Origin of the sequence: Herbaspirillum huttiense (assembly GCF_047300815.1) — a bacterium.
In the GTDB taxonomy this organism is placed as follows: Bacteria; Pseudomonadota; Gammaproteobacteria; order Burkholderiales; family Burkholderiaceae_D; genus Herbaspirillum; species Herbaspirillum huttiense_A.
Window position 1 is genome coordinate 1,471,635 of record NZ_CP178608.1, and the last position, 19,540, is coordinate 1,491,174.

The 19,540-nt window shown below is 62.3% G+C and carries 16 protein-coding genes; 7 read left to right on the plus strand and 9 right to left on the minus strand.

Annotated features, from left to right (window positions below; translation table 11 throughout):
* Positions 1–70 precede the first annotated feature (70 nt).
* The 4 genes from ftsH to ACLRDN_RS06745 all read left to right on the plus strand — a co-directional run bounded on the left by ftsH (position 71) and on the right by ACLRDN_RS06745 (position 5,253).
* Positions 71–1,960, plus strand: coding sequence for an ATP-dependent zinc metalloprotease FtsH (gene ftsH, locus ACLRDN_RS06730; protein WP_145606504.1), 1,890 nt, complete (start codon positions 71–73; stop codon positions 1,958–1,960).
* A 257-nt stretch (positions 1,961–2,217) separates the two neighbouring features.
* Positions 2,218–3,066 carry a dihydropteroate synthase gene (folP, locus tag ACLRDN_RS06735; RefSeq protein WP_413459514.1) on the plus strand — a complete coding sequence of 283 codons (849 nt, stop codon included), beginning with the start codon at positions 2,218–2,220 and terminating at the stop codon, positions 3,064–3,066.
* A 134-nt stretch (positions 3,067–3,200) separates the two neighbouring features.
* The gene (gene glmM / locus ACLRDN_RS06740; RefSeq protein WP_413459515.1) at positions 3,201–4,535 is read left to right on the plus strand and encodes a phosphoglucosamine mutase; all 1,335 of its coding nucleotides are present in this window, start codon (positions 3,201–3,203) and stop codon (positions 4,533–4,535) included.
* A 25-nt stretch (positions 4,536–4,560) separates the two neighbouring features.
* Complete coding sequence (locus ACLRDN_RS06745; RefSeq protein WP_413459516.1) at positions 4,561–5,253, plus strand: winged helix-turn-helix domain-containing protein; 693 nt, start codon at positions 4,561–4,563, stop codon at positions 5,251–5,253.
* Positions 5,254–5,321: 68 nt separating this feature from the next.
* On the opposite strand, the gene ACLRDN_RS06750 is transcribed toward ACLRDN_RS06745, so the two are convergent.
* The 3 genes from ACLRDN_RS06750 to ACLRDN_RS06760 all read right to left on the minus strand — a co-directional run bounded on the left by ACLRDN_RS06750 (position 5,322) and on the right by ACLRDN_RS06760 (position 10,326).
* Positions 5,322–6,623, minus strand: coding sequence for a c-type cytochrome (locus ACLRDN_RS06750; protein WP_413459517.1), 1,302 nt, complete (start codon positions 6,621–6,623; stop codon positions 5,322–5,324).
* The gene (locus ACLRDN_RS06755; protein WP_413459518.1) at positions 6,620–7,336 is read right to left on the minus strand and encodes a c-type cytochrome; all 717 of its coding nucleotides are present in this window, start codon (positions 7,334–7,336) and stop codon (positions 6,620–6,622) included. The genes ACLRDN_RS06750 and ACLRDN_RS06755 overlap by 4 nt, the downstream gene beginning before the upstream one ends.
* Positions 7,337–7,851: 515 nt before the next feature.
* Positions 7,852–10,326, minus strand: a complete 2,475-nt coding sequence (locus ACLRDN_RS06760) for a penicillin-binding protein 1A (RefSeq protein WP_413459519.1) — start codon at positions 10,324–10,326, stop codon at positions 7,852–7,854.
* 326 nt (positions 10,327–10,652) lie between these two features.
* On the opposite strand from ACLRDN_RS06760, the gene ACLRDN_RS06765 reads away from it, so the two are divergent.
* Complete coding sequence (locus tag ACLRDN_RS06765; RefSeq protein WP_413459520.1) at positions 10,653–12,575, plus strand: ATP-binding cassette domain-containing protein; 1,923 nt, start codon at positions 10,653–10,655, stop codon at positions 12,573–12,575.
* A 24-nt stretch (positions 12,576–12,599) separates the two neighbouring features.
* On the opposite strand, the gene ACLRDN_RS06770 is transcribed toward ACLRDN_RS06765, so the two are convergent.
* Together ACLRDN_RS06770 and murJ are read right to left on the minus strand one after the other, a co-directional pair.
* Positions 12,600–13,448, minus strand: coding sequence for a SirB1 family protein (locus tag ACLRDN_RS06770; protein WP_145606487.1), 849 nt, complete (start codon positions 13,446–13,448; stop codon positions 12,600–12,602).
* 111 nt (positions 13,449–13,559) lie between these two features.
* The gene (gene murJ / locus ACLRDN_RS06775) at positions 13,560–15,113 is read right to left on the minus strand and encodes a murein biosynthesis integral membrane protein MurJ (protein WP_413459521.1); all 1,554 of its coding nucleotides are present in this window, start codon (positions 15,111–15,113) and stop codon (positions 13,560–13,562) included.
* Between the two features lie 374 nt (positions 15,114–15,487).
* Between murJ and rpsT the strand changes: the two genes are divergently transcribed.
* A complete protein-coding gene (gene rpsT / locus ACLRDN_RS06780) occupies positions 15,488–15,754 on the plus strand; it encodes a 30S ribosomal protein S20 (protein WP_006463174.1) in 267 nt (88 codons plus the stop codon).
* A gap of 170 nt (positions 15,755–15,924) precedes the next feature.
* On the opposite strand, the gene ACLRDN_RS06785 is transcribed toward rpsT, so the two are convergent.
* The 3 genes from ACLRDN_RS06785 to ACLRDN_RS06795 form a co-directional block, all read right to left on the minus strand.
* Entirely contained in the window at positions 15,925–16,398 is a 474-nt protein-coding gene (locus ACLRDN_RS06785) for a DUF192 domain-containing protein (RefSeq protein ID WP_413459522.1), read from the minus strand.
* Between the two features lie 170 nt (positions 16,399–16,568).
* A complete protein-coding gene (locus tag ACLRDN_RS06790; protein ID WP_006463172.1) occupies positions 16,569–16,739 on the minus strand; it encodes a hypothetical protein in 171 nt (56 codons plus the stop codon).
* Between the two features lie 180 nt (positions 16,740–16,919).
* Positions 16,920–17,480, minus strand: a complete 561-nt coding sequence (locus ACLRDN_RS06795; RefSeq protein WP_413459523.1) for a pseudouridine synthase — start codon at positions 17,478–17,480, stop codon at positions 16,920–16,922.
* A 236-nt stretch (positions 17,481–17,716) separates the two neighbouring features.
* Here ACLRDN_RS06795 and icd point away from each other — a divergent pair, with 236 nt between their 5' ends.
* The gene (gene icd / locus ACLRDN_RS06800) at positions 17,717–18,973 is read left to right on the plus strand and encodes an NADP-dependent isocitrate dehydrogenase (protein ID WP_413459524.1); all 1,257 of its coding nucleotides are present in this window, start codon (positions 17,717–17,719) and stop codon (positions 18,971–18,973) included.
* Positions 18,974–19,152: 179 nt separating this feature from the next.
* Here icd and ACLRDN_RS06805 read toward each other — a convergent pair whose 3' ends face one another.
* Positions 19,153–19,359, minus strand: a complete 207-nt coding sequence (locus ACLRDN_RS06805) for a cold-shock protein (RefSeq protein WP_006463169.1) — start codon at positions 19,357–19,359, stop codon at positions 19,153–19,155.
* Positions 19,360–19,540: the final 181 nt, after the last annotated feature.

Here is a 19,540-nt window from a genome sequence, read left to right on the forward strand (position 1 = left end):
GGGTGGTTGAATCCGGGTAAAATCGGACGATACAAAGGCAACGTGGCGCGCAGGCGTCGGAGGAGTTCCAGTGAACAATATGTTTTCCAAGGCTGCCATCTGGGTAGTCATCGCGCTCGTGCTGTTTATGGTCTTTAAACAGTTCGACAACCGCAGCCTGGCGACCAACGCCAAGTCGATCGCGTATTCGGACTTCATCTCCGAGGTCAAGGCCGGACACATCAAGGATGCGACCATCGAGGATCGCACCATCATCGCTACCACCCAGGACGGCACCAAGGTCAAGACCGCGACCACCATCCTGGACCGCGGCCTGGTCGGCGACCTGCTCAACAATGGCGTCAAGTTCGACGTGCGCCAGCCGGAAGAGCAGTCCTTCCTGTCGCAAATCTTCATTTCCTGGTTCCCGATGCTGCTGTTGATCGGCGTCTGGATCTTCTTCATGCGCCAGATGCAGGGCGGCGGCAAGGGCGGCGCGTTCTCCTTTGGCAAGTCCAAGGCGCGCATGCTGGATGAGAACAGCAACTCGGTCACCTTCGCCGACGTCGCTGGCTGCGACGAGGCCAAGGAAGAAGTCCAGGAGCTGGTCGAATTCCTGCGTGACCCGACCAAGTTCCAGAAGCTGGGCGGCCGCATCCCCCACGGCGTGCTGATGGTTGGCCCCCCGGGTACCGGTAAAACGCTGCTGGCCCGCGCCATCGCCGGCGAAGCCAAGGTCCCGTTCTTCACCATCTCGGGTTCGGACTTCGTGGAAATGTTCGTTGGTGTCGGCGCCTCCCGTGTGCGCGACATGTTCGAGAACGCCAAGAAGCACGCTCCCTGCATCATCTTCATCGACGAAATCGACGCCGTCGGCCGCCATCGCGGCGCCGGCATGGGCGGTGGCAACGATGAACGCGAACAGACCCTGAACCAGATGCTGGTGGAGATGGACGGCTTTGAAGCCAACTCCGGCGTCATCGTGATCGCCGCCACCAACCGCGCCGACGTGCTGGACAAGGCACTGCTGCGTCCGGGCCGCTTCGACCGCCAGGTGATGGTCGGCCTGCCCGACATCCGTGGCCGCGAACAGATCCTCTACGTCCACATGCGCAAGGTGCCCATCGCCCCTGACGTCAAGGCCGACATCCTGGCCCGCGGCACCCCCGGTTTCTCCGGTGCCGACCTGGCCAACCTGGTCAATGAAGCTGCGCTCTTCGCTGCGCGCCGCAACAAGCGCCTGGTGGAAATGCAGGACTTCGAAGATGCCAAGGACAAGATCGTCATGGGTCCGGAACGCAAGTCGGCCGTGATGCGCGAGGAAGAACGCCGCAACACCGCCTACCACGAGTCCGGCCACGCCGTCGTCGCCAAGCTGCTGCCCAAGGCCGATCCGGTCCACAAGGTCACCATCATGCCGCGTGGCTATGCCCTGGGCCTGACCTGGCAGCTGCCGGAACATGACCGCGTGAACATGTACAAGGACAAGATGCTGGAAGAGATCTCGATCCTCTTCGGTGGCCGTATCGCTGAAGAAATCTTCATGCACCAGATGTCCACCGGCGCCTCCAACGACTTCGAGCGTGCCACCAAGCTGGCTCGCGCCATGGTTACCCGCTACGGCATGTCCGTCACGCTCGGCACCATGGTCTATGAAGATTCCGAGCAGGATGCCTACTTCGGCCGCATGTCCTCCAAGACCGTGTCCGAAGCCACCCAGCAAAAGGTGGACGCTGAAATCCGCAGCATCCTGGATGAGCAATACGCCCTGGCCCGCCGCCTGCTGGAAGAGAACCGCGAGAAGGTCGACGTCATGGCCAAGGCCCTGCTGGAATGGGAAACCCTGGACGCCGACCAGGTCAACGACATCATGAACGGCGACGAACCGCGTCCGCCGCGCAATGGTGTCCCGGCCAAGAAGTCGTCCTCGGACAACAACCGCTCCGGCGACGTCTCGCCCAACGCCACGGCCCCGGCCTGAAGCGTGCAGCGTGAGGCGCAAGGCGTGAATGCCTGAAGCCGCAGTCCGATGAAGGTGAGGAGAAATCCTCACCTTTTTTATTTGGCGAATGTATTTGGCAGATGAAAAATGGTGCAGCCGATGGCGCCCTTGCCGGACAAAAGTGTAAAGGCGGTCCATCGGCGGTGTATCATGCTGCCGCACGGCGACGGTGCGCGGCGCAGCATTGATAGAGCCGCCACCTCGGGCAACTCATCCGCATCACCCACCACAGCAAGATGACGCAAGCTTTCCTCAAATGCGGCAGGTTCCGCCTGCCGGTCCAGTACGGCCGCCGGCCGCTGGTCATGGGCATCCTCAACGTGACGCCCGATTCCTTCTCCGATGGCGGCCGCCATCATTCGCTGGAACTGGCCCTGACCCATGCCGAACAGATGATTGCCGAGGGTGTGGACATCATCGACATCGGTGGCGAATCCACTCGTCCGGGCATCGCGCCGCTGTCGCTGCAGCAAGAGCTGGAGCGCGTCATGCCGGTAATCTACGCCCTGCGCGACTGCGGCAAGCCCCTGTCGCTGGATACCTACAAGCCGGCCGTCATGCGCGAGGCGCTGGCCGCCGAGGTGGACATGATCAATGACATCAACGGTTTTCGGGCCGAGGGGGCCATCGATGCGGTCAAGGACAGCGAAGCCGGCCTGTGCGTGATGCACATGCAGGGCCAGCCGCAGACCATGCAGCAGGAACCCCGATATGACGATGTGGTCACGGAGGTCGAGCAATTCCTGCAGACCCAGGTCGGCTTGATGAAGGCCGCCGGTATCGGACGTGAACGAATCTGCATCGACCCCGGTTTTGGTTTCGGCAAGACTGTGGAGCATAATCTGGCTTTGCTCAAGAACACGCGGCGACTGATCGATACGCTGGAGCTGCCGCTGCTGGCCGGCATGTCCCGCAAGTCCATGATCGGCGCGGTCACCGGCAAGCCCCTGGAACGGCGCATGGCTGGCAGTATCGGCGCGGCGCTTGCGGCGGCGCAGCAGGGAGCAATGATCATCCGCGTGCACGACGTGGCCGAAACGGTCGATGCGCTGGCCATGTGGCAGGCAGGGCGCGGCGACCTGTGATGCGGCCCGCCGTACGCGTGCAAACGTGATCGAAATTCAAGCAAGACAACAGATTTCATTGGAGACAGGCCAGTGCGCTCGCTGGGCCTGCAAGACATCAATACGCGACAAGCGATAAGCAATAAGGGACCAACATGGCAGGAAAATATTTCGGCACCGATGGCGTGCGCGGCCGCGTGGGCGTGGCGCCCATCACTCCTGATTTCGTCATGCGCCTGGGCTATGCGGCCGGCAAGGTACTGGCCAAGTCCAAGGATGGCGTGGCCCGACCGACCGTGCTGATCGGCAAGGACACCCGCATCTCCGGCTACATGCTCGAAGCCGCGCTGGAAGCCGGTTTCGCCGCTGCCGGCGTGGACGTGTGGCTGGCCGGCCCGCTGCCGACCCCGGCCGTGGCCTACCTGACCCGTGCCCAGCGTCTTTCGGTGGGCGTGGTGATCTCGGCCTCGCACAATCCTTACCACGACAACGGCATCAAGTTCTTTTCGGCCAAGGGCAACAAGCTGCCCGACCAGGTCGAGGCCGACATCGAAGCGGCGCTGGACCAGCCCATGGAGTGCGTACCCTCCGAGAAGCTGGGCAAGGCGCGCCGCCTGTCGGACGCAGCCGGCCGCTACATCGAATTCTGCAAGAGCACCTTCCCCAGTGCCATGGACCTGCGCGGCATGCGCCTGGTGGTGGACTGTGCCAACGGTGCGGCCTACAACATCGCCCCGCACGTGTTCCATGAGCTCGGTGCGGAAGTCATCACCATCGGCAACCAGCCCGATGGCCTCAACATCAACGAGGATTGCGGTGCCACCGCCCCCAAGTCGCTGGTGGCGTCGGTGCGCGAATACCGTGCCGACCTCGGCATTGCGCTCGATGGCGATGCCGACCGACTCATCATGGTCGATGGCAGCGGCCGCATCTACAACGGCGATGAGCTGCTCTACCTGATGGTCAAGGATCGCCTGGCCACCGGCCCGGTCGATGGCGCCGTCGGCACCCTCATGACCAACATGGCCCTGGAAGTGGCCTTCAAGAAGATGGGCGTGCCCTTTGCGCGAGCCAAGGTGGGCGACCGCTACGTGCTGGAAGTGCTGCAGGAAAAGGGCTGGCTGCTCGGTGGCGAAGGTTCCGGCCACCTGCTGGCGCTGGACAAGCACACCACCGGCGACGGCATCGTCTCGGCGCTGCAGGTGCTGTGTGCCTTGAAGCGCGCCGGCCAGACCCTGGCGCAGATGACCGGCGACATCACCCTGTATCCGCAATCGCTGATCAATGTGAAGATTCCTGCCGGCTACGACTGGAAGTCCAACACCGCCCTGCAAGCCGAACAGGCTGCCGTGGAAGAAGAACTGGGCGAGCGCGGCCGCGTGCTGCTGCGTCCGTCCGGCACCGAGCCGCTGATCCGCGTGATGGTGGAGGCGCAGGAAGCCGAGCTGGCACGCAGCATGGCCCAGCGTATCGCGGCCAAGGTGCTCTGAGTCAGTTGTTGCGGATCCAAGGACGATGTCAAAAGAGCTCCCTCACATCCTGATGGTTGAAGACGAACCCAGCATCGCGGAGCTGTTGCGCTTCACGATGCAGGGGGCGGGCTTTGCCACCACCATCGCCACCGACGTGGCCCAGGCCCGCAAGCTCATTGCCGAGTCGCTGCCCCATGTGGTGCTGCTGGACTGGATGCTGCCCGACAGCTCCGGGCTGGTGCTGCTCTCGGAACTGCGGCGCGACCAGCGCACGGCGGCGCTGCCGGTCATCATGCTCACCGCCAAGGGCATGGAAGAAGACAAGGTCAAGGGCTTGAACGAAGGTGCGGATGACTACGTCACCAAGCCGTTTTCTCCCAAGGAGCTGGTGGCGCGAGTGCAGGCCCTCTTGCGCCGCAAGGCGCCGGAGATCGGCAGCCAGGCGCTCAGATATCGCGACATCAGCATCGACGTCGAACGCCGCCAGGTGGAGGTGGCGGGCCGGCCAGTGGCGCTGGACCAGGCCGAATTCAAGCTGCTGCGTTACCTGGTGGCGCATCCGGAACGCATCTTCTCGCGCGCCCAGTTGCTCGACAAGGTCTGGGGTGACCATACCTTCATCGAGGAGCGTACGGTAGATGTGCACATCATGCGGCTGCGCAAGTCGCTGGGCGATCTGGCGCATTACGTGCAGACGGTGCGCGGGATGGGTTACAAGCTGAGCGCCGAGCAGTGAGGTGAGCTACCGTCTGCCAGCAAGATGAATGAACAAGGCGATCCCCGGATCGCCTTTTTTGCATCTGATCAGTCCAGCGGCACGCTGCGATAGCGGTTCACGTCTGACGCCGAAACGAATCCCCCTTGGTTGCCCCAGCTGTTGCGGACATAGGAGACCAATGCCGCCACTTCCTGGTCGCTCAGTTGCGGACCGAAGGGCGGCATGCCGAAGGGATAGGGATTGCCGGCCGTCGAGGGCGGGAAGCCGCCATTGAGCACCGCACGGATGGCATTGACCGGCTGTGGCCCGCCGATGGCGTGGTTGCCCGCCAGCGGCGGATAGTCCGGGGCACTGCCTTGGCCCTTGCCGCCGTGGCAGTCCACGCACAATTCCCCATAGAGCTTCTTGCCTTGTTTGAGGATGCGTTCCGCTTCGGCGGGCTCCGGCTGCGCGGCGGTGCTGGCAGAGGGCAGGGGCTGGGCCGGCAGCGACTTCAGGTAGACCGCCATGGCATTGATGTCTTCATCGTTCAGATACTGCAGGCTGCGCCCGACGATTTCCGACATCGGCCCCAGCGAGTTGCCGCGCGGCGAGACCCCCGTCCGGAGCAGGGCAGCGATGTCGGCCTCGCTCCAGCTGCCCAGGCCGCCGTCACCGCCGTGCAAGGGGGGCGCATACCAGTCCAGGCCGGCGATCATGCCGCCTTCCAGCGCCAGCGGGGCGATGCTGCCCCCCAGGCTGTTGCGCGCGCTATGGCAGGCACTGCAGTGGCCGGCACCTTGCACCAGGTAAGCGCCACGATTCCATGGCGCGGAGCGGGCCGGATCAGGCTGGTAGACGGCCGGTGTGAAGAAAAATGCGCGCCATAGCCCCAGCAGCTGGCGTTGGTCGTAGGGGAAGCGCACATCATGTGAACGATTTGCTTGAGCGACCGGTGCCAGTGCACGCAGGTAAGCGAACAGGGCATCGCTGTCCTCGCGGGTCAGGCTGGTGTAGCTGGTGTAGGGGAAGGCGGGATAGAGGAAGCGGCCGTCGCGTCCGCGTCCGTGGTGCAGGGCGCGCCAGAAGTCGTCCGCATTCCAGTCCCCCAGGCCGTTGGCCTTGTCGGGCGTGAGGTTGGTGGTATAGAAGGTGCCAAACGACGTGGTGATGGCGCGTCCACCTGCATAGGCCGCACCGCCGCGCGCCGTGTGGCAGGCCATGCAATTGCCGGCACGCGCCAGGTATTGGCCCCTGACTCGCTGCGCCTGCGGATCGGCCACCGCGACCGCCACACCGGGATCTCCGCTGCGCAGGCTTTGCCAGGCGATCACCCCGCCGGCCAGCACCACTACGGTCAGCGCGCTGCCCAGCAGGATTCCCAGTCCCAGGCGCAAGGTCTTATTCATCGTGCCGCCCCCGGCATGCTGCCGCAGGCCACCGGCAAAGGCTTGGGCAGCGTGCGCGCAGGCGCATAGTCGGCCGGGACCGGCTGGGACGACAGCCAGCTGCTGGCAGCATTGATTTCTTCCGGGCTCAATGCCCGGGCGATCTCGCCCATGCAATCCGGCGCCTTGGCCGTGCGTTCGCCATTGCGCCAGGCACCCAGTTGCGCATTGATGTAGTCGCGCGGCAGGCCCAGCAATCCTGGAATGGCGGCCTGCACGCCGGTCAAGCCAGCCCCGTGGCAACTGGCGCAGGCCGGAATGCCTTGAGCGGGCTTGCCCTGGCTGACCAGCAGGCGTCCGCGCTCCAGCACTGCGGTGCCCGCATCGGCCGGCACCGGCGGCGGGTAGGGTGGATGCTTGTCGGCGAAGAAGAGGGCGATCTGCTGCAGGTAATCGTCAGAAAGATGGCCCAGCAGGTAATTCATCATCGGATAGCGGCGCCGGCCATCGCGGAAACTCTGCAGCTGGTTCAGCAGATAGCCCTCTGGTTTACCGGCGATGCGCGGATAGTAGCCATCGGCGGTAGCGCGCCCTTCCTTGCCATGGCAGGCGATGCAGGCGGCCATGCGTTCGGCCATGCCCGGTATGGCGCGCGGTTTTTCAGCGGTGGTCTGGGCCATGGCCGCGCCGCCCGCGATCAGTGTCCCCAGGGCGGCGGCTGCAAGCTTCTTCATATTTTTCGTGGGCGAGCGCATCGGCCTATTGTAGTCCATGCGGGCGCCGCGCTTGCGGCTTTGCAAGGCCGGGCGCAGCAGATACAATAGCGGCCTTGTTTGCCCCCGTAGCTCAGTGGATAGAGCGATCCCCTCCTAAGTCAAATTGGGCAGCGGATGCCGAAAGGCGCCGCCTGAATGGAGTCAAAGTCGGTGAACCCTGACAGCGCATGCAGGCACGTTTGCAGCGGCTGCTGGCAATACCGAGCCAAGCCGGTTTCTTCGGAAGCCGGAAGGTGTAGAGACTAGACGGCTCCGGCCTTCCGACCTTCCCGTCAGGGCAGGGTCCATGGCCAAGGTATAGTCCAGACTACAAACATCCGGTTACACGACGTTCATGTATCTGATGGTGGCGAAAGCCATAGTGGTATGAAGGGATAGGTCACACGTTCGATCCGTGTCGGGGGCGCCAGACAAAAGGAAACGGGCACTTCTTCTGAAGTGCCCGTTTTTTTCGTGCTGCCGCTGGCGTGGCCTCAATGTCCCTGGTTGGTATTGTCCAGGAAGCGTCGGGCGCTCTCGTTCTGGGGCCGGTTCACAGAACCGCCAGGCGCTGCCCCCGGCGTACCCTGCGAGGTCCCTGGCACGTTCGGTGCCGGTTGCGCATTGCCCGGTGCGGCCGGGGTCTGGCTGGGTGTCCAGCCGAAGAAGTTCGAGATCGCATCCACCACCGTCACGCCCACATTGGTCACCAGGCCGCTGTTGGGCGTGAAGTTGTCGTAATAGGGCTCGCCATCGATGAAGCGGATGCCTTCCGGCACCGGCAGGTCGAACTGCGGCACGCCCTTCAAGGCCTTGGCCATGTAGTCCACCCAGATCGGCAGCGCCAGTTGCGCGCCGAATTCCTTGCTGCCCAGGCTCTTGGGCTGGTCATAGCCCATCCAGGCCACGGTGGCCAGGGTGCGCTGGTAACCGGCGAACCAGCCATCGACGGCATCATTGGTGGTACCGGTCTTGCCGGCCAGGTCGGTGCGGCCGATGCTGTTGCTGCGTGCGCCGGTGCCGCCCTGGGCCACGGCCTTGAGCATGCTGGTCATCATGTAGCTGTTGCGTTCCGACACCACGCGCGGTGCGCCGTTGCCCACGATCAGCGGTTCCGCCTTGGACAGCACCTTGCCGCGCGCATCGGTGATCTGCGAGATCAGGTAGGGCTGGATCTTGTAGCCGCCATTGGCAAACACCGAGTAGGCGGCAGACAGCTGCAGCGGATTGGTCTGGCCTGCACCCAGCGCCATGGGCAGGTAGGGCGGGACCTTGTCGGCATCGAAGCCATAGGTGCCGGTGATGAAGTCCTTGGCATAGGGCACGCCAATGTAGTCGAGCGTGCGGATGGCCACCAGGTTCACCGACTTCTGCAGGGCAGTGCGGACCGTGATGGGGCCGGCCGGGGTCTCGTCATCCTTGGGTTCCCAGTTCGGCTGGCCGGGGCCGGCCGGATAGGAGGCCGGGGCATCGTTGACGATGGAGGCCGGTGCAAAACCCTTCTCCAACGCAGCTGAATAGATGAAGGGTTTGAAGGTCGAACCCGGCTGGCGCCAGGCTTGCGTCACGTGGTTGAAATTGTTCTGGGTGAAGTCGAAGCCACCGACCAGGGCGCGGATGGCGCCATCCTGCGGCACCACCGAGACCAGTGCCGCTTCCACCTGCGGCAACTGCACCACCTGCCAGTTCTGCTTGGCGTCCTGCATCACGCGGATCAGGGCACCGGGTGCGATGCGGATCTCCTTCTTGGCCTTCTCCGACAGGGCCGGGGCCACGAAGCGCAGGGCTTCGCCCTTGATGCTGATCTTGTCGCCGCTGCGCAGTACCGCATCGATCTGCTTGGGGCTGGCGGCCACCACCACGGCGGCCAGGATATCGTCGTTGTCGGGGTGGTCGTCCATGACGTCGTCAATGGCCGAGGCGCGGTCTTCCGCATTGGCGGGCAGCTCGATGGTTTCTTCCGGTCCGCGATAGCCGTGGCGGCGGTCGTAATCCATCACGCCCTTGCGCACGGCCTGGTAGGCCGCCTGCTGGTCGGCCGCATTGACGGTGGTGTAGACGTTGAAGCCCTGGGTGTAGGTGTCTTCCTTGTACTGCGCGTACACCATCTGGCGCACCATTTCATTCACGTATTCGGCGTGGATGCTGTACTGGCTGCCCGGTGCGCGTACCTTCAGTTCTTCCTTGGCAGCCTTTTCATATTGCGCCTTGGTGATGAAACCCACGTCCATCATGCGCTGCAGGATGTACTGCTGGCGGATGTGCGCACGCTTGGGGTTGACGATGGGGTTGTAGGCCGAGGGGGCCTTGGGCAGGCCGGCCAGCATGGCCGCTTCGGCCAGCGAAATATCCTTGAGGTCCTTGCCGAAGTAGGTGCGTGCGGCGGCGGCGAAGCCGAAGGCGCGCTGGCCCAGGTAGATCTGGTTCATGTAGACCTCCAGGATCTGGTCCTTGGTCAGGGCATGTTCGATCTTGTTGGCCAGCAGCACTTCGTAGAGCTTGCGGGAGAAGGTTTTTTCCTTGGTCAGGAAGACGTTGCGCGCCACCTGCATGGTGATGGTGCTGGCCCCCTGCGAGGCGCTGCCGCGCAGCACGTCGGTGGCCAAGGCGCGGGCGATGCCGATCCAGTCGATACCGCCATGCTCGTAGAAACGATAGTCCTCGATGGCCAGCACGGCATTCTTCATGTCGGCCGGAATGTCGTCCAGTTTGACCAGGCTGCGTTTTTCTTCACCAAATTCACCGAGCAGGACCTTGTCCTCGGACCAGATGCGCAGCGGCACCTTGGGACGGTAGTCGGTGATCAGGTCCAGCGAGGGCAGGCGTGGGTTGATGAAGATCAGTGCATACACCACCAGCAGGGCAGCGGCGACGCCCAGGCCGAGGATGGAAAGACCGATGAACTTGGCGATGTTGGGATTGAGGAAGCCGCGCTGGCGGCGCAGGTCCGGCAAAGAGGAAAAAGGCATGGGATGAGCGGGAATCGGAATGCGCTATCTTACCGCATCGCACCGCCGGCCCGGCGTGCCCGCCACGGGCAATGCTTAACCAGTTGTAACATGGCTCCCGGACGACGGGGAAATTCGAGCTTTTGTCGTTATTTTTCATCAATCCCGTTGCCAAAGTGCAAGCCGCAGCCCTTCCGGCTCGTCGGAAGCGGCAAGAGCGCGCTTAAATCAGCATTTGTGCGGCGCAGTCGGTACAATGCCGCTCTCGCGCTTTTTCCTGTATCGAGCGCCTTTCGCATTCATCCTGCGCGGCTTTGGCCGACGCATTCACGCAGATCACGCACGCTATGGCAGTCATTTCCCTCTCCGACGCACAACTGGCTTTCGGCCACGTCGCCCTCCTGGATCACGCCGAATTCTCGCTGGAAACCGGCGAACGCATCGGCCTGATCGGCCGCAACGGCACCGGCAAGTCCTCGCTGCTGAAGATCATTGCAGGCCGTTCCAAGCTCGATGATGGCCTCTTGGTGATGCAGCAGAACCTGAAGATCGCCTACGTCGACCAGGAACCGCATTTCCCGGAAGAGATGACCGTCTTCGACGCCGTGGCCTCGGGCCTGGGCGAGCTGCCGGCGCTCCTGGCCGAATATGAAGCCATCACCGGCCAGTTCGGCGGCGACAATGACGACGCCCTGCTGGAGCGCATGCACCAGATCCAGACCGTGCTGGATGCGGCCGACGCCTGGTCCATCGGCAACAAGGTCGAGACCACCCTGGACAAGCTGAACCTGAACCGCGATGCCCGCATCGGCGAGCTCTCCGGCGGTATGAAGAAACGCGTGGCGCTGGCCTGCGGCCTGGTGGGCAACCCCGACGTGCTGCTGCTGGACGAACCGACCAACCACCTCGATTTCGGCTCCATCCTGTGGCTGGAAGGCCTGCTGCGCGACTTCAAGGGCAGCATCCTCTTCATCACCCACGACCGCAGCTTCCTGGACAATGTCTCCACGCGCATCATCGAACTGGATCGCGGCAAGATTCTTTCCTTCCCCGGCAACTTCACGACCTACCAGGCCCGCAAGGCCGAGCTGCTGGCCAATGAAGAAGTGGAAAACGCCAAGTTCGACAAATTCCTGGCGCAGGAAGAAGTGTGGATCCGCAAGGGCGTGCAGGCCCGCCGCACCCGCGACGAAGGCCGCGTGCGCCGTCTGGAAGCCCTGCGCGTGCAGCGCAGCGAGCGCCGCGAGCGGCAGGGTCAGGTGAAGCTGGAAGTGGGCACCGGTGAACGTTCCGGCAAGATCGTGGCGGAGCTGGAAAACGTCAACAAGGCCTACGGCCCCAAGACCATCGTGCGCGACTTCAGCAGCATCCTCATGCGCGGCGACAAGGTCGGCCTGATCGGCCAGAACGGCGCTGGCAAGACCACCCTGCTCAAGCTGATCCTGGGCGAGGAAGCGCCCGACAGCGGCACCGTCAAGCAGGGTACCAAGATGCAGGTCGCGTATTTCGATCAGATGCGCGCGCAATTGAATGAAGAAACGACCCTGGCCGACACCATCGCGCCGGGCAGCGACTGGGTGGAAGTCAACGGCCAGCGCAAGCATGTGATGACCTATCTGTCGGACTTCCTGTTCGCGCCCGAACGCGCCCGTTCGCCGGTGCGCACGCTCTCCGGTGGCGAGCGCAACCGCCTGCTGCTGGCGCGCCTGTTCGCCAAGCCGGCCAACGTGCTGGTGCTGGACGAACCGACCAACGACCTCGATATCGATACCCTGGAATTGCTGGAAGAATTGCTGGAAGAATATGAAGGCACCGTCTTCCTGGTCAGCCACGACCGCATGTTCCTGGACAACGTGGTCACGCAGGTGATCGCCTCCGAAGGCAATGGTGTCTGGCGTGAATACGTGGGCGGCTATTCCGACTGGGAGCGCCAGCGTCCGGCGCAAACCTCGGCAGGCGCCAAGGCCGCTGCCAAGGCGGCCGACAGGAACGAGGTCAAGGCCGAATCGACCATGGCCGCACCAGCCGCCGCCCCTGTAGCGGCCAAGAAGAAGCTGAGCTACAAGGAGCAGCGCGAGCTGGAAGAACTGCCCAAGCGCATCGCCGCGCTGGAAGCGGAACAGAAGGAACTGTCGGCCAAACTGGCCGATCCGGACCTGTACAAGAAGGGCGCAGATGAAGCCGTCAAGCTGAACCAGCGCTTCGCCGAAATCGACGAAGAACTGCTGGTGAGCCTGGAGCGCTGGGAAGAAATCGAAGGGAAGCAGTAAGCCCCGAAGACCGGGACGACCCGGTCAGCTCGGCTTGCGCAGTGCTTCGCGCAGGTCGGGCAGCATCTCCCGCAGGTTGGGCGCGTCCTCGGCATGGGGACGCAGGGCCAGGTAGGCTTCCAGATCCTCCAGCGCCGGCTGGGCCTGGCCGAGGTTGGCATAAGCCAGTCCACGGTCGCGCTTCTCGGTGATTTCCTCGGGTAGCAGGATCACCAGTCTCTCCTGCACGTCCAGCACCTGTTGCCAGCGCTGGCTTTCCATGAAGATGGCCTTGAGGTTGCGCAGCATGCGCGCCAGGATCTCGCGCGGATGGGCCGCACGCAGGTAGGCCGCCAGCGGGAGTTCATCGCCGAAATCTTCTTCGGGCTGATGGGCCAGATAGGGTTCGAGCCGCTCTTCCAGTTCCTGGCGCGACAGGCTTGCCCCATTCATGGGGTCGAGCACGATTTCACCGGATTGCACCGACAGCTTCATCAGGAAGTGGCCGGGGAAGGAAACTCCCTTCATCTCCAGCCCGATGTGCTGGGCCAGTTCGATGTAGACCACCGCCAGCGAGATCGGAATGCCGCGCCGCGTCGAGATGACGCGGTGGATGTAGCTGTTGTCGGGGTCGTAGTAATTGTTGACGTTGCCGGCGAAGGCCATTTCCTGGAAGAAGAAATGGTTCAGCATGCGCAGCTTCTGGATCTGCGAGGCATCCGAAGGCAGGCGCTGCTTGAGCTTGGCGGCCAGGGTGTCGAGCGCCATCTCTTCCTCGGCAAAATCCATTTCCGGATAAAAATCCTGTCCCAGCGTCAAGGCCGATTCGAACAGCGGAATCGAATCGTCCTGGCGCACCAGCGAAGCAAAATAGTCGAGGGAGGTGAGCGTCATGCCACCCATGCTATCAAAATATTGCGCGCTGCGTCAGGTCTGCTTGGCCGGGAATGAAATTTCTTGTTTCAGGCCGCCCATTGCTTGTGTTCAAGCGGCCTGCAAGGCTGCTCAGCGGCGCGCGATGCGCTTGAATTCACGCAGCCGGAAGCCCATGGCGAACAAGGGCCCGAAATAGGCTGCCGCACAGACGGCCAGCACCAGCAGCAGCGCCCCGATGCGCAAGACCGGATGGGCGCGCAGGGCGACCCAGTCGAAATAGCCGGAGATCCACAGCGCCACGCCGGCCATTACCAGCAGCGCGCCCGTCAGGCGGACCAGGAACAGACCCCAGCCGGGACGCGGCACGTAAATCTGGCGGCGGCGCAGGCCGATGTAAAGGCACAGGGCATTGAGGCAGGCCCCCAGGCCGATCGACAAGGCCAGGCCGGCGTGCGAGAACATGGGCACGAAGACGCTGTTCATGAGCTGGGTGGCGATGAGTACGCCCACGGCGATGATGACGGGGGTGCGGATATCCTGCTTGGCATAGAAGCCGGGAGCCAGGATCTTCACCACGATCAGGCCGATCAGGCCGACACCGTAGGCCACCAAGGCGTGGCCGACCATGGTCACCGAGAGCGCATCGAAGCGGCCATAGTGGAACAGGGTGGCCGTGAGCGGCTCGGAGAGTGTGGCCAGACCCACGGCCGAGGGCATGGCCAGCATGAAGGTCAGGCGCAGCCCCCAGTCCAGCAAGGCCGAATATTCGTCCATGTCTTCGGCAGCATGGGCGTTGGAGAGACTGGGCAGCAGGATGGTCCCGAGCGCCACGCCCAGCAGGGCGGTGGGGAACTCCATCAAGCGGTCCGCATAGCTGAGCCAGGAGACGCTGCCGTGCTCCAGGCGCGAGGCGATGTTGGTATTGATCATCAGACTGATCTGCGCGGCCGAGACGGCGAAGACGGCGGGCCCCATCTTCTTGAGCACGCGCTTGACGCCGTCGTCACGCAGGCCCAGCAGCGGGTTCCAGTACAGGCGCGGCAGCATGCCGATCTTGATCAGCGCCGGTACCTGGATGGCCACCTGCAGGATGCCGCCCACCAGCACCGCGAAGGCCATCGCGTAGATGGGCTGTTCCATGAAGGGGGCCACGAAGAGCGAAGCCACGATGAAGGCCACATTGAGCAGCACCGAGGTGACTGCCGGGATCTTGAATTCCTTCCAGGTATTGAGGATGCCCCCGGCCAGCGCCACGAAGGCCATGAAGCCGATGTAGGGGAACATGATGCGGGTCATCAGCACCGAGGCGTTGAAGGCCTCCGGGTTGTATTGCAGCCCGGTGGCGATGAAATAGACCACGAACGGGGTGGCCACGATGCCGGCCACGCAGGTCAAGAGCATGACCCACATCAGGGCCGTGGCCACGTGGTCCACCAGGTGCTTGGTTTCCTCAAGGCCGCGGCGGTTCTTGTATTCGGCCAGGATGGGCACGAAGGCCTGCGAGAAGGCGCCTTCAGCGAAGAGCCGGCGCAACAGGTTGGGAATGCGGAAGGCGATGTTGAAGGCGTCGGTGTAGGCGGAAGCGCCGAAGGCGCGGGCAAACAGGATTTCCCGGGCCAGCCCGGTGATGCGCGAGAGCATCGTCATGCCGGAGATGGCGGCGAGGGTTTTATGCAGATTCATGGAGCGGCATTATAGCGGTGGGCAGCGGTGCTTTTGCTGCATTGGCAAGGATTGGTGCGGGAGCGCGACAGGGATGGAGCAGGCCCTGGATAAGGGCGGTTCGGTGGCGATATGAAGGAAAGGACAATCCCCTGCTGCACGGCGCAATAGACTCGGTACCTTGGCGACAGGTTCGGCGGCAGGCCTGAATTTCTTTGCGGAAATCTGCAGCAGTGCGGTGGCATCGCAACGGATGTCACCGTGTTTACGGTAGAAGCAGACAAGTTGATTGCCTTGTCACGGGAATCTCGTTATAATCCGATGCTTTACAGAATTTGGCATCGCGAGTCCTCGGGGTTTGCGGCGCAAACGACTCTCGATTTAGGATAATTTTCATGGCAAATACCGCACAGGCACGTAAGCGTGCTCGTCAAGCAGTCAAGCAAAACGCTCACAACTCGAGCCAGCGCTCGACCCTGCGCACCGCAATCAAGGCAGTTCGCAAGGCCATCGCCGCCGGCGACAAGGCTGCAGCAACCTCCGTGTTCCAATCTTCCGTGTCGACCATCGACAGCATCGCCGACAAGAAGATCATTCACAAGAACAAGGCCGCTCGCCACAAGAGCCGCCTGGCTGCTGCCCTGAAGGCCCTGGCTGCTTAATTGCAACTTGGCTTGAACTGAAGCGCGGCCCCGCCCGCTTCAGGCTGCAGTACAAGAAAACCGCTTGATTTCAAGCGGTTTTTTGCGTTTGGGCGACGGTTTTCCACGGCCGTCTCCAGTATGTCGCTGGCGAGATAACGGGCCGCAGCCACCGCTGCAGCCCGGATGCCTTATTGGGGCAATCCCTCGATCTTGGTGCCGGGCTTGATGCTCTTCTGCTTGAACCAGCCCTTGTTCATCTCCAGCGCATAGACCGCCGCGCGCTTGGCACAGTGCGAATCCAGGGTCTGTTCCTTCATTTCCTCGATGTTGATGATGACGCCTTTTTCGTCCATGAAGGCCACCGACAGCGGGATCAGCGTATTTTTCATCCACATGCATACCCCGGCCGGCTGGCCGAAGAGGAACAGCATGCCTTCGTTGTCGCCCATCTTTTCGCGGAACATCAGGCCTTGCTCGCGCTCGGCTTCGGTCTGGGCCACTTCGGCCTTGATCAGGTGGATGCCGATGTTGAGCTGGGTGGTGGCAAACTTGCGCACCGGCGGCGTCTGCGCGCCGGCGGTGGAGAGGCTGCCGACGGCCAGCAGGGCGACGGCGCTGTGCATGAAGAAACGGGAAAGTCGGGAAAGTGAAGATTGGCGCATGTTCTTTATCAATCGGGATTCGGATCGGGCAGGATAGCAGCAGCGGGGCAGGGTGTGTACGACGGGAGCAGGGTGCTGACCGGCGTGGAAGGCCATGGCGCGCCTCGCCTGAACCGTGCGGACATGAAAAAAGGCAGGACTAGCCTGCCTTTTCTGAGTGCGGACGCTAATTACTTAGCTTCAGCTGCCTTCTTTGCCTTCTTGGCCTTCTTTGCCTTCTTGGCCTTCTTTGCCTTCGGAGCAGCGGCTTCAGCCTTCGGCGCTTCAGGTGCGGCCGGAGCTTGTGCGAAAGCAGCAGTGGCGAACAGACCAGCGATCAGAGCGGCGATCAATTTTTTCATTTTGCGTCCTTCAATTCAACATGTTAGGGATGTGAGGCAAACGATGATTCGTGCGAATCACTGCCAATAACGGCGCGCACGTATGAAGGTTGACACCACTTTGGATCTTTTTTATGAGGTTTCGGGAAGAAGTGTGCAGCCCGGAATGCTTCAAACCTTGCCACATTGTTCACACGGCGCTCAGGCATCCAGTTCCTGTGGATCGACTTCGCGCCATTCGCCCGGCATCACCGGATGGGTTGCCAGCGAGAAAGGACCGATGGCGATGCGCACCAGGCGCAGCGTCGGCAGGCCCACGGCCGCCGTCATGCGGCGTACCTGGCGGTTCTTGCCTTCGCTGATGGTCAGGGCGATCCAGCTGGTGGGCTGGTGGGCACGCTGGCGGATGGGTGGCGTGCGCGGCCACATCCAGGACGGCTCCTGGATCAACCGGGCCTCTCCGGGCTGGGTGACGAAGTCGCCCAGGTCCAGCGGATTGCGCAGGCGTTGCAGCGCTTCCGGTGTGGCCAGCCCTTCCACCTGTGCCAGGTAGGTCTTGGGCTGCTTGCGGCGCGGATGGGCGATGGCGTGCTGCAGCTTGCCGTCATCGGTGAGCAGCAGCAGGCCTTCGCTGTCGGCATCGAGCCGGCCCGCAGGGTAGATGTCGGGAATGTCGAGGTAATCGGCCAGCGTCTGGCGCTCGGGATGGGCGGAGAACTGGCTCATCACGCCGAAGGGTTTGTTGAAGAGGATCAAAGGCATGCGCTAGTGTCGCAAAAAGATGGCCTTGCGTAAAATCCTGATGCATAATCAATTGGATAAGTCCTATGTCTTATATAAGACTGGCTGATTGCAATCCGGAATTTTCCCGGCTGAAAATCCGGAAATCTCTTAAAATTCCCCGCTTGCATGGCAATTCATGCAAGGTCCTTGCCGATCTGCATGGGCCTTGCCGCTGATGCTTCCTAACGCTACCGCCTCAACCGTCGGAGACCACGATGTCGTACCAACATATCCAAGTGCCTGCAGAAGGGCGCAAGATCACCGCCAATGCCGATGACACCCTCAATGTCCCCAACAACCCCATCATTCCCTTCATCATGGGCGATGGCGTGGGCGTGGACGTCACGCCGGTGATGCTCAAGGTGGTCGATGCCGCGGTGGAGAAGGCCTACGGCGGTGCGCGCAAGATCCACTGGATGGAAATCTATGCAGGCGAGAAGTCGACCAAGCTCTATGGGGCCGATACCTGGCTGCCCGAGGAAACGCTGGAGGTGCTCAAGGAGTACCTGGTGTCGATCAAGGGGCCGCTGTCCACGCCGGTCGGTGGCGGCATCCGTTCCTTGAACGTGACCATGCGCCAGCAACTGGACCTCTACGTCTGCCTGCGCCCGGTGCGCTACTTCAAGGGCGTGCCCTCGCCGCTGAAGGAGCCCGAGAAGACCGACATGGTGATCTTCCGCGAGAACTCCGAAGACATCTACGCCGGCATCGAATGGCAGGCCGGCACCCCGGAAGTGAAGAAACTGATCGAGCTGCTGACGCGCGAGATGGGTGTCAAGAAACTGCGCTTCCCGGAGACCTCGGCGCTGGGCATCAAGCCGGTCTCGCGCGAAGGCACTGAGCGCCTGGTGCGCAAGGCCATCCAGTACGCCATCGACCACGACAAGCCTTCGGTGACGCTGGTCCACAAGGGCAACATCATGAAGTACACCGAGGGTGCTTTCCGTGACTGGGGCTATGCGCTGGCCGGCCGCGAGTTTGGCGCCGAACTGATCGACGATGGCCCGTGGATGCGTCTGAAGAACCCCAAGACCGGCCGCCAGATCGTCATCAAGGATGCCATCACCGATGCCTTCTTCCAGCAGGTGCTGATGCGCCCGGCGGAATACAGCGTCATCGCCACCATGAACCTGAACGGCGACTACATTTCCGACGCCGTGGCGGCCCAGGTCGGCGGTATCGGCATTGCACCGGGTGCCAACATGTCCGATTCGGTGGCCGTGTTTGAAGCCACCCACGGCACCGCTCCGAAGTATGCCGGCAAGGATTACGTGAACCCCGGTTCCAGCATTCTTTCGGCAGAAATGATGCTGCGCCACATGGGCTGGATCGAGGCTGCGGACCTGATCATCACGGCCATGCAGAAGTCGGTCTCGGCCAAGCGCGTGACCTATGATTTCGCGCGTTTGCTGGAAGGGGCGACGCAGGTGTCGTGCTCCGGTTTCGGTGAAGCCATGATCGAAAACATGTAAGCCGGACAAACTGCTTGTGCAGCGTGATTTGCTGCAGAGTAATGATGAAAAAACAACACTCAGCCAGGCATCTGCCTGGCTGTTTGCATTTTCGGTTACGTAGTGATTGCGGGCGCAGCCAAGGCGGGGCCCCAATGAAAAAAGCCCCGCAAGAGCGGGGCTTTTAGAGAAACCGGGGTTTAAGCGGCGTTCTGGATGTTCGAAGCTTGCTTGCCTTTGGGGCCTTGCGTAACGTCAAACTGGACTTTTTGACCTTCTTTCAGGGTCTTGAAGCCGTTCATCTGGATTGCGGAGAAGTGAGCGAACAGATCTTCGCCGCCGTCATCCGGAGTGATAAAGCCAAAGCCTTTGGAATCATTGAACCACTTGACAGTACCTGTTGCCATAAAAGCATCTTTCAAAATTAACTATTCACACGAGCCGTCAAAGCAAGAAGCATCGCGCGTCACGCAGCCCCCCTTAAACCTGCCCCCTATCGTATCGATGAGTTGTTACATTTAGTAACTACTAATCAATGAATTCCATTGTTCTCGGTCGAAATCCAAAAGTCAAGCAGTTTTCACGTTC

Excerpts from the sequence above, each read along its gene's own strand:
- ACLRDN_RS06770 (WP_145606487.1), bottom strand. The coding sequence starts at position 13,448 with ATGACGCTCACCTCCCTCGACTATTTTGCTTCGCTGGTGCGCCAGGAC.
- icd (WP_413459524.1), top strand. The coding sequence starts at position 17,717 with ATGTCGTACCAACATATCCAAGTGCCTGCAGAAGGGCGCAAGATCACC.
- ACLRDN_RS06765 (WP_413459520.1), top strand. The coding sequence starts at position 10,653 with ATGGCAGTCATTTCCCTCTCCGACGCACAACTGGCTTTCGGCCACGTC.
- ACLRDN_RS06795 (WP_413459523.1), bottom strand. The coding sequence starts at position 17,480 with ATGCCTTTGATCCTCTTCAACAAACCCTTCGGCGTGATGAGCCAGTTC.
- ACLRDN_RS06805 (WP_006463169.1), bottom strand. The coding sequence starts at position 19,359 with ATGGCAACAGGTACTGTCAAGTGGTTCAATGATTCCAAAGGCTTTGGC.
- folP (WP_413459514.1), top strand. The coding sequence starts at position 2,218 with ATGACGCAAGCTTTCCTCAAATGCGGCAGGTTCCGCCTGCCGGTCCAG.
- ACLRDN_RS06745 (WP_413459516.1), top strand. The coding sequence starts at position 4,561 with ATGTCAAAAGAGCTCCCTCACATCCTGATGGTTGAAGACGAACCCAGC.
- ACLRDN_RS06760 (WP_413459519.1), bottom strand. The coding sequence starts at position 10,326 with ATGCCTTTTTCCTCTTTGCCGGACCTGCGCCGCCAGCGCGGCTTCCTC.
- rpsT (WP_006463174.1), top strand. The coding sequence starts at position 15,488 with ATGGCAAATACCGCACAGGCACGTAAGCGTGCTCGTCAAGCAGTCAAG.
- ACLRDN_RS06755 (WP_413459518.1), bottom strand. The coding sequence starts at position 7,336 with ATGAAGAAGCTTGCAGCCGCCGCCCTGGGGACACTGATCGCGGGCGGC.
- ACLRDN_RS06785 (WP_413459522.1), bottom strand. The coding sequence starts at position 16,398 with ATGCGCCAATCTTCACTTTCCCGACTTTCCCGTTTCTTCATGCACAGC.
- ACLRDN_RS06750 (WP_413459517.1), bottom strand. The coding sequence starts at position 6,623 with ATGAATAAGACCTTGCGCCTGGGACTGGGAATCCTGCTGGGCAGCGCG.
- ACLRDN_RS06790 (WP_006463172.1), bottom strand. The coding sequence starts at position 16,739 with ATGAAAAAATTGATCGCCGCTCTGATCGCTGGTCTGTTCGCCACTGCT.
- murJ (WP_413459521.1), bottom strand. The coding sequence starts at position 15,113 with ATGAATCTGCATAAAACCCTCGCCGCCATCTCCGGCATGACGATGCTC.
- glmM (WP_413459515.1), top strand. The coding sequence starts at position 3,201 with ATGGCAGGAAAATATTTCGGCACCGATGGCGTGCGCGGCCGCGTGGGC.